Origin of the sequence: Chitinophaga terrae (ex Kim and Jung 2007) (genome assembly GCF_900107795.1) — a bacterium.
GTDB classification, from domain to species: domain Bacteria; phylum Bacteroidota; class Bacteroidia; order Chitinophagales; family Chitinophagaceae; genus Chitinophaga; species Chitinophaga terrae.
The window spans coordinates 34,415-47,858 of the sequence record NZ_FNRL01000024.1; the positions used below are offsets into that span (position 1 = coordinate 34,415).

10 protein-coding genes are annotated in these 13,444 nt (G+C 46.6%); 6 read left to right on the plus strand and 4 right to left on the minus strand.

Features of this window, described 5'->3' with window-relative positions; genetic code table 11:
* Positions 1-124 precede the first annotated feature (124 nt).
* Both BLV62_RS21290 and BLV62_RS21295 read right to left on the minus strand, forming a co-directional pair.
* Positions 125-1,897: a RagB/SusD family nutrient uptake outer membrane protein gene (locus BLV62_RS21290; RefSeq protein WP_089764114.1), complete on the minus strand. Its 1,773-nt coding sequence runs from the start codon at positions 1,895-1,897 to the stop codon at positions 125-127.
* 30 nt (positions 1,898-1,927) lie between these two features.
* Positions 1,928-5,152, minus strand: coding sequence for a SusC/RagA family TonB-linked outer membrane protein (locus tag BLV62_RS21295; RefSeq protein WP_089764116.1), 3,225 nt, complete (start codon positions 5,150-5,152; stop codon positions 1,928-1,930).
* A 1,022-nt stretch (positions 5,153-6,174) separates the two neighbouring features.
* Here BLV62_RS21295 and BLV62_RS21300 point away from each other — a divergent pair.
* Positions 6,175-6,561, plus strand: coding sequence for a transmembrane 220 family protein (locus tag BLV62_RS21300; protein ID WP_089764118.1), 387 nt, complete (start codon positions 6,175-6,177; stop codon positions 6,559-6,561).
* Positions 6,562-6,633: 72 nt separating this feature from the next.
* On the opposite strand, the gene BLV62_RS21305 is transcribed toward BLV62_RS21300, so the two are convergent.
* Entirely contained in the window at positions 6,634-8,856 is a 2,223-nt protein-coding gene (locus BLV62_RS21305; protein ID WP_089764121.1) for an alpha-L-rhamnosidase N-terminal domain-containing protein, read from the minus strand.
* A 95-nt stretch (positions 8,857-8,951) separates the two neighbouring features.
* On the opposite strand from BLV62_RS21305, the gene BLV62_RS21310 reads away from it, so the two are divergent.
* From BLV62_RS21310 to BLV62_RS21330, 5 genes are all read left to right on the plus strand, one after another.
* Positions 8,952-9,464, plus strand: coding sequence for a DinB family protein (locus BLV62_RS21310; RefSeq protein WP_089764123.1), 513 nt, complete (start codon positions 8,952-8,954; stop codon positions 9,462-9,464).
* Between the two features lie 95 nt (positions 9,465-9,559).
* On the plus strand, positions 9,560-10,300 hold the full coding sequence (locus tag BLV62_RS21315; protein WP_089764125.1) for an SDR family oxidoreductase: 741 nt from the start codon (positions 9,560-9,562) through the stop codon (positions 10,298-10,300).
* A 151-nt stretch (positions 10,301-10,451) separates the two neighbouring features.
* Positions 10,452-10,904, plus strand: coding sequence for a MarR family winged helix-turn-helix transcriptional regulator (locus tag BLV62_RS21320; RefSeq protein ID WP_089764127.1), 453 nt, complete (start codon positions 10,452-10,454; stop codon positions 10,902-10,904).
* Between the two features lie 51 nt (positions 10,905-10,955).
* Positions 10,956-11,390 carry a DoxX family protein gene (locus BLV62_RS21325; protein WP_089764130.1) on the plus strand — a complete coding sequence of 145 codons (435 nt, stop codon included), beginning with the start codon at positions 10,956-10,958 and terminating at the stop codon, positions 11,388-11,390.
* Between the two features lie 26 nt (positions 11,391-11,416).
* Positions 11,417-12,004 (plus strand): YceI family protein, encoded by a 588-nt coding sequence (locus BLV62_RS21330; RefSeq protein ID WP_089764131.1) that lies wholly within the window; start codon positions 11,417-11,419, stop codon positions 12,002-12,004.
* A 125-nt stretch (positions 12,005-12,129) separates the two neighbouring features.
* Here the strand turns inward: BLV62_RS21330 and BLV62_RS21335 are convergent, their stop codons facing one another.
* Positions 12,130-13,380, minus strand: coding sequence for a DEAD/DEAH box helicase (locus tag BLV62_RS21335; protein ID WP_089764133.1), 1,251 nt, complete (start codon positions 13,378-13,380; stop codon positions 12,130-12,132).
* Between the last annotated feature and the right edge of the window lie 64 nt (positions 13,381-13,444).

A 13,444-nucleotide genomic window follows, 5' to 3' on the forward strand; every position in this document is an offset into this window, starting at 1 on the left:
AATAAGAAAGCAAAGGGAGTGAAGATTCTGTATATAACATAATTCTTCGCTCCCTTTGCTTTCTTATTTTCCTTAATAAAAATTCCTTTGCGTCCTTTGCTCCCTTCGGCGTCTTTGCGTGAAACTAGTACCCTTTATTCTGTTTCAGCACACGTTGACCGTTCTGGAGTGTCAGGTCGATCTGGCGCTGAGGAATAGGGAAGTATTCGTTCTTGCCTTTAGTAAACACTGCACCTATCAGGTCGGGGGTGATAGTACGCTCATAGTCGTAGTAGGCGTTGAGCACTTTATCAGCAATACCCCATCTTGAGAGGTCGAAGAAGCGGTGCCCTTCTGTTGCCAGCTCGATCTTGCGTTCGAACTGGATGGCTTTCATTGCATAATCCTTGCTTGAGAAAACAGGATATTCACCGATCTTATAGTTAGCGGCAAATTCAGTGGTACTGAAAGTTTGCGTAGCATCGTTGAATTTATGCAGCCATTCTGAAGGATTGTTTTTCATCCTTCTGCGCACCCTGTTCACCCACTCAGTGGCGATATCAAGATGGCCGGTTTGCGCTGCGGCTTCCGCGCCCATCAACAGTACATCTGCAAAGCGGATCAGGTTTACATTGATGGCAGATCCGGGAGCCCAGGAGTGTGCATCATGGTATTTATCCTGGTCTTTCTTCCAGTACACCATTTTCTTTGGAGAATAAGGGCCGCCGTAACCCTGGTCGCGTTGCCATTTAGCGCCCGGGTGATTACCCCAGTCGTGGTATGGCAAACCGCGGCGACCAACGTTCCAGTCTAAACGCGGATCGATAGGGTCAGTATCCGGCGTAAACGGAGCATCGCTGCTAATGCCTTTATCGGATTTGATCGGATGATCGTTATAATCATCAAGATAAGGCAAGCCATTGTCATCTACCCTGTAAGAGTTCACCAGGTCTTGCGACGGCTGGAAGAAACCACAACAGCCGAAAGGACTTGGATCGTAAGGGAAGTTGAGCATTTCACCTGCGTTGGCGTTGGCAATGGTGTTGGTACCATCGTTTGCTGTCATTTCGATGAAGAAAACGGATTCGGGGTTTCCTCTTTTCCTGGCTGCATCGAAGTTATCTTCGTAGCGTTTAGGCAGGTCGTATTTCAGGCCTTCAGAAGTTTGACCGGTATTGATCACGGTTGTGAACAGGTCGTAAGCTTCCTGGTTCTTGCCCTGGTAGAGATAAGTTTTAGCCAGGTATGCCTGCGCTGCAGATTTATTAGCCCTGGCTATATCGCCGCCAGACCAGTTAACTGGCAGGTTATCCACTGCAAATTTGAAATCTGCTTCAATAAAAGGCCATACTTCTTTATCGTTGGCTACACGAACATCAGTTGTGCTATCGGATACATACGGAATGTTGCCGAACATTTTCCGCAGTTCGAAATAATAGTGTCCGCGCAGGAAACGGGCCTGTGCTTCTACAGATTTGCGTTCGTCGGGCGTCATGTCTGTAGCCTGTTTCATTTTGGTAAGGGTCAGATTACAACGGCTAACGCCTTCGTAAACTGCTTTCCATTTTGTGTTAAAGAAACCGTTGGCTGCAGTATGTATGCTTTTAGCGATCTCGTTGATCGGTTCCTGGTCGCCGGCGTTACTACCTTTGTGCGCATCGCCTCCGCAAACGCTGCCATAAACCCAGTTGGTAGGAGCGGCTTCCCAGGGGTTGCCACCGCCGAGGGCGGCGCCATTTCCCTGTCCGTCCAGCGCTGCATAGGCGCCCAGCAACAGGTAGTTCACACCATCCCTGTTTGCCACGATCTCTTCTGTAAGGATACCTTTAGGATCACGATCCAGAAAGCTTTTATTACACGCAGTAAAGGAGGCTGCCGTTAATAAAAGAATGATACCTGAATATCTTAATGTTTTCATTTGATTCAATTTTTCAGTTCAACAAAAAAATCAGAAGCCCACGTTAACTCCGATCAAATACTGGCGCTGGTTTGGATAAGCGCCTTCATCAAGGCCGAATGACTGTGTATTACCTGCTACTTCAGGATCGATACCTGTGTACTTGGTAATAGTGAACAGGTTCGCAGCCTGTACATAAACTCTGAATTTTTCGACACCCACTCTCTTCAACAGGTAAGAAGGCAAGGTGTAACCAACCTGTATGTTTTTCAGGCGCAGGTAGGATCCGTTTTCAACAAAGTAAGAGTTTGGAGCACCGGAGGTACTTGGAGAAGAGCTGACTTCCTGGATTGGAGCAGTTGCATTCTTATGATCTGGTCTCCATGAATCATACAGCGCAGTTTTGCTCTTGGCGCTTACGAAAGAAGGATAGAAATCTGTCCACCATCTAACCTGGTTCCAGATCTTGTTGCCTTGTACGCCGTAGAAGAAGGCGCTCAGATCGAACTGCTTGTAAGCCAGGTTGAGGTTCAGACCGTAGGAGAATTTAGGGTTAGGATTACCCAAGAAAGTACGGTCATCTGCATCTACTTTACCATCGCCGTTCACATCAGCATATTTGAAGCGGCCCATAGCAGCGCCCAGCTGGTACTCTTTCAGGTCGGGGTATTTAGCTTTGGCGGCGGCGTTGGCAGCATCCACTTCTTCTTTGCTGTCCCAGAACCCGATGATCTTGTAACCAAAGAATTCGCTGATCGACTGACCAATAGCATTCCTGATGATAGGAGAACCGAAACGACGGCTTTCCAGGTCGAAGTATGGAGCTGATTCAGAGATCGCGAGGATTTCGTTCTTATAAGTAGTTAAAGCACCGTTAGCAGTTAACTTCAGGTCTTTTGCCAGGTCTTTGGTGAAAGTGATAGAGAGATCCCAACCGTGGTTCTTCATTTTTGCCACGTTGGTGAATGGTACGGTTGCGGCACCGAATACGCCGGCTAATTCCGGGTTATACAGGAGGTCTCGTACTTCTTTGTTATAGTAATCCAATGTGAATTCGAGCACGCCTTTAAAGAGGGTCGCATCGATACCGATATTTGAGTTCACGTTGCTTTCCCATTTTGCGTTAGGGTTACCGATCTGGCGACGGATAAATCCTTTGCTGGTGGTAGGAGCGCCGTTGATAGAATAGAAAGAGGAAGTTCTGTCGAAGCCGTAGGCAATGAACTGGTTGCTCGGTGTAACGTTGATCTGGTTACCCATGATACCGTAACCGGCGCGGATCTTCAGGTCAGAGATCCAGCTGATATTCTTCATGAATTCTTCCTGAGAAATACGCCATGCCACACTGGCTGCAGGGAAGTTACCATACCTGTTGCTGGAACCGAACCTGCTGGAACCATCACGACGGATCAGGGCTCCTACGAGGTAACGATCTTTGAAGGCGTAATCTACCCTTGCAAACAGGGAGAACAGACCATCGCTTCCGAAATCGCTTCCGTTAGTTGGCGTACCGGCCCCGGTGCTGAGGTTAGCGAAATTAGGATCGAAAGAGAAGTAATCGGTAGTTGTACCGGTAAGCGTACGGAATTGGTTATCGTAAGCTTCTGTACCAATCATTACTTTCAGGTCATGTTGTTGCGAGAAGTTCTTATGATAGGTCAGGGTGTTGGTCCATGTCCAGTCATAACCGTTACCGGTTGTTTCCGTGTAGGAGTTCACCTTATTGTTTTCTGCGTTTTCATATTCAGGCAATGTGAAATTGCGGTTGTTGAACGAATAAATCTCACCACCGAAGCTGGTACGCAGTGTAAAGTTCTTCAGGATGTCGGCTTCTGCATAAACATTACCCAGCAAGCGGCTGGCAAGTGTTTTAGTTCTTCCGAAACGGTCCTGGATCGCCACAGGGTTACGGGCGTTACCTAAGTCTTTACCGCTGGAACCTGCGTAGTTGCCTTTAATATCGTAAACCGGGATAATGGTCAGTTCGCGGAAGGCCATACCTATACCGCTACCTTCAACGAGCGTACCTATCTGCGGGTTGTTGATGATAGAATACTCCATATTCTGACCTACCCTGATATGATCAGTTACGTTAAATGAACTGTTGGCGCGAACAGCGTAGCGTTTATTATAAGTGTTTAATAAAGTACCCTGCTGATTGAAATAGTAGAAAGAGAAGAAATAGCTTCCGATATCTCCACCCCCGGCAACAGAAACGTTATGGCTGGTGATAGGCGCTGGTTTGAATATTTCATGGAACCAGTCGGTACCTTGTTTGTTCGCTTTGGTGATGCGGTAAAATTTATCCAGGTCGCCGGCGTTTTTGTAATTAGGATTTACAAAGTAACGGTCAGGATTTACGCGTGGATCTCCTTCTTTCAAACCTTCCGGAGCAATGTAGTCTGGCAGTACAGGAGTGCTGCCGTTACCATATTGCGCATCTTCGAATGGGTTGCCCGGTGAGTTGGCGATAGCCATCCATTTCAGGTTCGCCTGTTCCTGTGGATTCAGGAGGTTCCATACGTTACCGCTTTGAGGCACCTGGCGGCCATAATAACCGTCGTAATTTACTTTTACTTTTCCTGTACCTCTTTTGGTAGTGATCACGATCACGCCGTTTGCTGCCCTGGCGCCATAGATAGATGCAGCGCCTGCGTCTTTCAGTACCTGCATGGTCTGAACGTCGTTAGGGTTTACATCTGCGAGGTTGGAGATAGGCACTCCATCTACGATATAAAGCGGGGTATTGTTACCGAAGGTATTGATACCCCTGATCTTTACCTGCGGCTCCTGGCCTGGCTGTCCGCCGCCCAGCACGGTCACACCCGATACCTGGCCCTGCAACTGGCTGGCGATCTGGGAAGTGGGTTGTTTGGTAAGGTTTTCGACCTTCACCACGGAAACGGCGCCAGTGAGGTCTTTCTTTTTCTGGCTGGCGTAACCGGTTACAACTACTTCTTCGAGAGAACCTACTTTTTCACTGAGTTGCACATTCACAGGTCCTGTTCCTACTACCACTTCCTGAGGATCGTAACCTACGAATGAGAAAACGAGTGTTTGCCCGGCCTTAACGGTCAGGTTAAATTTACCTGAAGGATCTGTGGCGGTACCTTTGTTGGTGCCTTTAATAGCCACCGAAACTCCCGGCAACGGGTTACCTGATGCTTTATCGGTAACCGTGCCCGTAACTGGTGCTTGCGCAAATACACCACTGTGGGCAAACAGTAGTAACAGACCGAAAAGTGCGGCCAATGCGCGACTAAATTGCTTCTTCATAACGTGAATAAGGGTAACGTTTTAAGAAAATTGTTAGAAAATAAGCAGTATCAGACCGGTGAATCCGACACTACAAGGCATACGTGTTCTGATCCCGTTATAACATGCGTTTAACAGGTCAAATATTTGGCTACAGCAATGCTGTATACGTTAAATTATATGGCGAGTACGCTATTCCCTGAGTATACTTCTCTCCATTTAAAGCGTTTAAGGGTCATTTGAAAAGCATTTGTTTACTATCATACGTTAACGGTTATACGTTGGCCTATCGCTCGATCAACAGATTCTATAAGGCTTCCTAACTATTAATTTTAAACATAAAATCTTCCCACGCAGGCATACAATACCCTATCCCGCTGAGAAAGTATTCAGCGGGTTAACAATGCATACATTGACTTTACCCGGTATGGCACAAAAAGCCCCATCACACTGCAGCTGGTAAGTCGCTGTGTACAATTGATTTAACGAAAAGAATAATTGGCAATACTCATTAGCAAACTAACAATACCGGTCTGGCTGTCGAGGGACTTAACGCCAGTCATAACTGATGATCCTATTCTATTTCCTTTCCAAATACACTAATGAGCTGCAATTAAAAAAGTGTCATGTCGGCCTATCAAAAAAAGCAAGTGATCAAACATCTAATTCCGACAACAACACCAACAAAAATCCCTATTCCATTCGGGCTTGGTTTTAAGGTGAATGATATGGACTTCAAATTGTGAGAAACATAGCCTGGCAACAAACAAACTCAATTACAGATTTTGGTTCTCACGTGGAATCGTCTTGTTAAACTAATTTAGAACATTAATTCTGGCCAGACAAGGAAGAGTTAAACAATTTTTTTAAAAATGACAAATTTACATGCTGTCATACCACTAATCCGCACTCCGCGGATAAAAAAATATCATAAAGCTGGTTAAAGAATCATTACTTTCTGGGAATTTACCACTACCATTAATCATTTTTCCCTATCATAATTGTAATTCTTTTGTGTAAGTTTAAGCCCTAATTTTTTAGACATGAAAATAATCAATATTGTCTTCTGCCTGCTGTTCGTGTTGTTTGCCGGCTTGCAATATAATGATCCTGATCCTTACGTGTGGATGCCCATCTATCTTTATTCTGCGGTGCTTTGCGGGCTTGCGGCAAGGAACAGGTTTTACCCGAAACTGTATATCCTGGGGATTGTCGTTTACCTCGCATATGCTATTTATAAACTGGTGGATCAGAACGGGGTAATTGACTGGTTTACCAAACACAATGCAGAAAACCTCGCGGAAACAATGAAGGCTACAAAACCATGGATAGAAGAGACAAGGGAATTCTTTGGATTGGCTATCTGCATCGCATTGCTGGCTATTAACTATTTTGTTGCTAAAAGTGCTGCACGCAGGGGAGTAAGATAAACGAAGATCATCTATCTGAAAGATATTGAAAAGGGAAGAGGGGATTAATAGTCCCCTCTTCCCTTTTTTAGTTTATAACGAAACCTCTTGCGGTCCGCCATGCAACGTTATTTCTTTGCCCCGCCAGCGGAACTTGCCCGTGACGCCAAATGGCAGGTTTACTTTTCCTTTAACGCGGTTATTCCGGAACTGAAGATCAACGCCCATCGTATTGCCGTCGGGGTGCACCATTGTTGCCTGCACCGCCGATAAATTACCAGGTTCCGGTGCAATAAGCACAGTACGATAGCCATAAGAAGCCGGCTGTATGCCTGCTGTAATTCCCAGCAACCACAGATTGACCATAGAGGCCCCCGACCTGAAAAACGCAGGATGATGCTGTTCAAGCATGGCCTGGATGGGCTGCAGTTCATTCATCGATTGTTCTGTAAACCCTGATTCCATTACCGCTCTCCCGATGAAGTATTTCTCATACAGGGTTTCATCCGGCGCTGGTTTTTCGGCCAGCATATGCTGTATCACACTTTTAATTTGTTTGGGAGGAACTGCCTGGGCCAGTACTGCCAAAGCCGTTACATACCTGGAAACCTCCCTGCCGCTGGCACTTGTGAACAACCCCTTATCCTGGTTGAATAATTGCTGGTATAATGTTTCCCTCAACCTGTCGGCGGTTTTCGTATAGCCGGCAGAGTCGGACGGTTGCTCGCAAAACCCTGCAATCTGTGCCGCCTGGCGCAATGCCAGCAGGTATTGGTAAGCGCAGGTACCGGCAGGCGCCTCATTCCGGTAAGGCATATTAGCATTCGCTATACCATTAGCATCGGCATATTTCTCATACCAGCCGATCACCTGCTTAACGCCAGGATACAGTTGCTTCGCAAACTGCCTGTCGGCCTTCCACATTAAATAATCCTGCAACGCTCCTATCCATTGCAGGGAAGAGGAAACGCTCACTACCCGGTCGTCAGACGGGTAGCGGTCGCGGATCAAACCTTCCGGGATGCGCGATTGGTCGGCCAGCCAGATGGCTTGCCTGAAAAGTTGCAGGTCGCCGGTAAATGCGGCTATAGCCTGGCCATGAATACGTGCGCTGCTGATGTATTGCAGCTGCTCCGTGTAGGTATCTTCATATAAATTATCCTGCGCTCCCGCCAGGGCCAGGTGTCTGGCTGCTTTCCAAAGCGTATCAAGACCGGGAGATGCAGCGAATGCAGATCTGTCTGTCAGCAGGTTCCGGGTATCCTGGTAACAATAATCATGTATGGTTAACGGCGCCTTATTCGTTGCAATATCTACCTGTATGTACCTGAAGGTCCGGTAGCCGGTTGGGATAAAAGTGCGCCTGGAAGCGCCATCAGGGCGTATATAGTCCTGCAGCGTGGTAACGCCTGTATAATCCGGCAGGTAAGTAAGATTGATATTGGCATCGAGGCCGCCGCTGATCAGCAGTTCAGGAAAGCCGGCAGTTTGTTCGCCGGCATCAAATAGCAGGCTGATCTTCTGTTTGGCCGGAATGGTCAGGGGTTGTACGCCTTCCAGGAAGCGGCCGGACGGCTTCACTTCTCCATTTTCTTTCAACTGCACAAAACGGCGTTTTTCCATCATCAGTGCATTCACTTCACGGGGAGCAAGCAATCGCCAGTTCTGCGAACTGTTTCCCTGCAACGCTACGGGTCCTGTAACCACGGCCTTCTCCCATTTCGAATCGTCATACCCAGGTTGTTCCCATCCCCAGAATTTGTATTGAGAGATAATGCTGTCGCCGGGGTAAGCGCCGTAAAAGCCGCTGGTACTCACAGGCCATACAGTAACCGAAGCGTCTTCCATCCCTTTCCAGGTGGTACCGGTATTGATGATAGCCGCTTCCTTTGCTGTGTTGCCCTGTACCAGCAGCCCTGTAGCATGCGAGAACTGCGATCTCGGTTTAAACTCACCAAAATTCACGACTTCTGCAGCCAGCGTATTAACGCCATATTTCAGGAAAGGTCCTATATCTATTGTTTCATAATACCAGTTGGAAAGGTCGGACTTTGCCGGTCCCATTGCCACAAATTTCCCGTTTACGTACAGGCGGTACCCGTTATCTGCAGAGCAATGAATAACAAAAGGACCCGAGTAGTTGGTCAGGTCAAATTGCTTCCTGAAAAGATATACGCCATACCCGGCCCGGTCTGCCGAGGGCAGGGAGATCCAGCTGGCGTCCCAGCGGGCAGGTGAAGAAGATGTTTCAGCATGAAGAGATAGCGTTAGGCCACTCAAAACAAGTAACAACTTGCATCGTTGCCAGTATTTCATAGTTATATGGTTGTAGGACCATCAAATATATTAAATATATTCATAACGTGAAAATAGATTACTTTTCTTATCTTAACGTTTCAAATTACAGGGGCATGAAAAAAGACGCCATCACTACAGATCCGGGATATTTCAGCAGGTATATCAACCTTGTGCCGGATGTTGACCTGGCCGAAGCGCTGGAAGCATCGTTGGAAGCCGTACTCGCATTAGATGGAGCAGCGCTGGAAGAAAAGGGTAGTTATGCATATGCCCCGGGGAAGTGGACAGTAAAGGACCTGTTCCAGCATATCATTGATACAGAAAGGGTTTTTACATACAGAGCGTTGATGTTTGCGAGAAATGACAAGCAAACCATCCCGGGTATGGACCAGGACTTGTTTGCCGACAATGCCGAAACGGGGCACAGAACCGTGAAAGACTTGCTGGATGAATTGATCTCGCTGCGCAAAGCAACCATTGCTTTGTTTTATAGCTTCACCCCCGCAGCCCTGATGAGAACAGGCATCTGCTGGAAATGGGAAATGTCTGTTTTAGGAGTTGGATTTATAATAGCTGGCCACCAAATACACCACCTGAACATTCTTCGTGAAAAGTACCAATTATAGAGGCGCTTACAATTTGGTTAGTAATTAACAATTATAGCCGCTCTTCTCCCGGCCCTGCCTGTAGTTTAGTTTTGCGAGTGTAAAACAGTTCATGTATGAAACGACTAGCAAACAAAATTGCCTTCGTAACAGGGGGCAGCAAAGGTATGGGCGCAGCTATTGTAACCAAATTAGCAAGAGAAGGCGCCACGGTTATTTTTACTTATGTAAAGGGAGCGGCGGCAGCAGAGGCATTGATCGCTGCCTTACAGGAAGAGGGCCTGGATGTTGCTTCGAGGCCGGCAGATAGTGCAGACCCGGTTTCACTGGCCAATACGATCAATGAAGTGGCAGCCGCCTACGGACGTATAGACGTTCTCGTGAACAATGCCGGCATCTACGTTGCAAAAGCGTTTGAAGACTACACCCTGGAAGATTATGAAGCCACTATGGCCATTAATACCCGGGCTGTTTTTGTAGGTACGCAGGCAGCGCTCAGGCATATGCCGGAAGGCGGAAGGGTGATCACTATCGGAAGCTGCATGGCCGACAGGGTTGTGGGTTCTCATGGCACTTTATACAGTATGAGCAAATCCGCATTAACAGCTTTTAACAAAGGGCTGGCCAGGGATCTTGGCAGCAGGGGAATTACCACGAACCTGGTGCAACCCGGCCCGGTAGATACGGATATGAACCCGGCAGATGGGCCATTCTCTGATTTCCAGCGTCAGCATATTGCGTTGGGGCATTATGGTACTGCAAAGGATATAGCCGAGCTGGTAGCGTTCCTTGCAGGTCCCGACAGCGGTTATATTACCGGTACAGCCCTGACCATAGACGGGGGAACAAATAGTTAGTTTTGTTGTTTACTTTTTGAGATAACCCCAGGATGTTATTCCGGAATACATCGTTATAAATCAACCACTTACTCCAAAAAATCAAAATCTTTGCAAATTTCTGAAAAATGTATATACCTTTGTTGTATAGACAACAATAGTAATTGTAATTATGAAACTGGAAGACGAATTAAAACAACCCAGGTTCAAGGACGAATACCAACGCGCCATGTTGAACATTATATTTACCGGGAGCTGGCTTGAAGTACGTACTAACCAGGTATTAAAGCCGTTCGACCTGTCGTCTCAGCAATTCAATGTATTGAGGATACTTCGTGGAAGCAGGCCTCGCCCTTTAAACCTGCTGGACATCCAGGAGCGGATGATGGATAAGATGAGCAATGCTACCAGGTTGGTAGAGAAGCTGCGCCAGAAAGGTTTGCTGACGAGGAAGCAATGCGATCAGAACAGGCGTAAGGTAGAAATCGAGATCACTGATAAAGGCATGGAGTTGCTTGGTACGCTGGACCCTTTGATGGAGGAGCTGCATAAAAGCTTTTCCGGCAAATTAACGGTTGAAGAAGCTAATCACATTAATGTGATCCTGGATAAACTGCGCGACTAATTTTTTTGTTATAACTCTTGTATATACAATTAAAGTACTAACTTAAATACTATGTTTAAACGTTTATTGCAAACAGACGATAACCTTGTATCCTTTATTGTGCGTGTATTCGTTGCCCTGGTAATGTTCCCGCATGGTGCGCAGAAGATGTTCGGCGCTTTCGGTGGCCATGGTTTCAGCGGTACTATGTCGTATTTCACTTCACAGGGAACTCCTGCCATCCTCGCTTTTCTTGTTATCTTCACAGAGAGTATAGGATCATTACTGATCTTATTGGGCTTCACTACCAGGATATGGGCGGCCTTGCTTACAGTGATCATGGTGGTAGCGATGAATGTGCACATGCCGAACGGGTTCTTTATGAACTGGGCAGGCAACCAGGCAGGCGAAGGATTTGAATATCACTTACTGGTGATCGGTATCTGCCTGGCCCTTATTCTCAAAGGCGCCGGCCGTTGGTCTGTTGATCGTCAGTTAACAAAATAATCCCACAATAATTAACACACTACAACATGAAAAAAAGTTTCTTTTTTACTGCCCTGATGGTATTAGCAAGTATTGCTTCTTTTGCACAGGTAAAGTGGAATGCCGATCCTGCGCATACCAGCATCCTTTTCAGCGTTAAGCACTTAGGTTTAAGTTTCGTACAAGGCCATTTCAACAAGTTCAGTGGTACTATCGAAACTGCCGACAGCACCAGTTTCCAGAACGCGAAAGTAGATTTCACCGTTGATGTAGCCAGCATTTCTACCGGCGTGGATCAGCGCGATGGCCACCTGAAAACTGACGATTTCTTTAATGCTGCCGAGTACCCGACCATTACACTGAAAAGCGTGTCAATGAAAAAAGTAGCAGGCAACAAATATGTGCTGCTGGCCGACCTGACCATCCGCAACACTACCAAACGTGTAGCCTTTGATGTTACTTACAATGGCGTGATCACTGATCCATGGGGTTTGAGAAGGGCTGGTTTTACTGCTAAAGCCACTATCAACAGGTTGGATTACGGCATCAAATATGCCGACAAGCTACCTTCCGGCGTAGATGCAGTAGCTCCGAACGTTGACATCACCGTTAACGTGGAAGCAGTAAAAAAATAAACTGTTTATATAACAAAAGAGGTTATCCCGAAAGTAATTGTTAACCCGGTTCCATCCGGGCCCTGATATGGAGCAACTCCTTCAGATTACTTTTGAGATAACCTCTTTTTACTTTGTTCTTCCTTTTATTTCTTCTTTTTCTTTTTCTTCTTCAACGCCTCCATCTCTTTATTATGCTGGTCTATCAACAGCTGCCAGTTATCGTTGGGGATATCTTCAGAAAAGCTGATGGTTTCCCGGTAATCATCTTTATTGATCTTCATTTCTGTGATCTCTTTACCCAGGAATTTCTGAATTTCAGCTAATAAAGGTTTTTCTTCTTCACTACAGAAAGAAACCGCCTGTCCTTTCTGCACACCACGGCCTGTACGGCCTACACGGTGAACATAATTTTCAGGAACATCAGGCAGGTCGTAGTTCACAACATAATCAACATTAGGAATATCAATTCCCCGTGCATTTACATCCGTTGTCACGAGAACTTTCGGATTACCTGCTTTAAAATCAGCCATGACCTTTAAACGGTCGTCCTGTTCTTTTCCCCCGTGCATCGCTACCGCCTGAATACCGACACGGTCCATTGCGGCTACCACTCTTTCGGCTCTCACCTTGGTACGAACAAACACCAGGATTTTACTTTCGGGAAATTCTTTCACCAGGCGCTCGAGGAAGAAGCGCTTATCATCCATTCCTACATATGCCACCGCATGGGTTACATTCTTAGACACGGGATCTTTTGGCGAGATCTGTATCCTGATCGGGTTATTCACTACTGAATAAGCCAGGTCTTTGATGTCCTTGTTCAGCGTAGCCGAGAAGAAAAGGGTTTGGTGCTGGCGGGGAATATGTTTGATAACATCTTTGATGTCTTTGATAAATCCCAGATCCAGCATATGGTCTGCTTCATCGAGCACTAATGTTTGCACACCGCTGAGATCCAGGTTTCCCTGGTGAAGCTGGTCGAACATTCTACCGGGAGTAGCGATCAGTATATCCACTCCTTTTTCGAGCATCTTTACCTGCGGCCCCTGGTCTACTCCGCCAACAAGGGCAAGCACAACCAGGTCTGTTCTTTCGGCAATAGACTGGAATACCTCCGCGATCTGGATAGCCAGTTCTCTCGTAGGCACCATTACCAGGCACTTTACACCAAATCGCGGCCTCCTCGATCTTTGTTCCTGCTGCAATAATTTATGCAGGATCGGAATGGCGAAAGCCGCGGTTTTCCCAGTTCCGGTCTGGGCAATAGCCATTACATCATCCCCTTTAAGGATAGAAGGTATTGCCTTAAACTGGATGTCTGTAGGTCTTTTAAACCCCATGGCTGCCAGACTTTCCTTAATTTCTGGAGCAAGATTATATTGTTCAAACTTCATGTGCTGCTATTGGAAACCACAAAGATAACGAAAGGGTTCCTCGCAACGCAGCTTTATAAGAAAA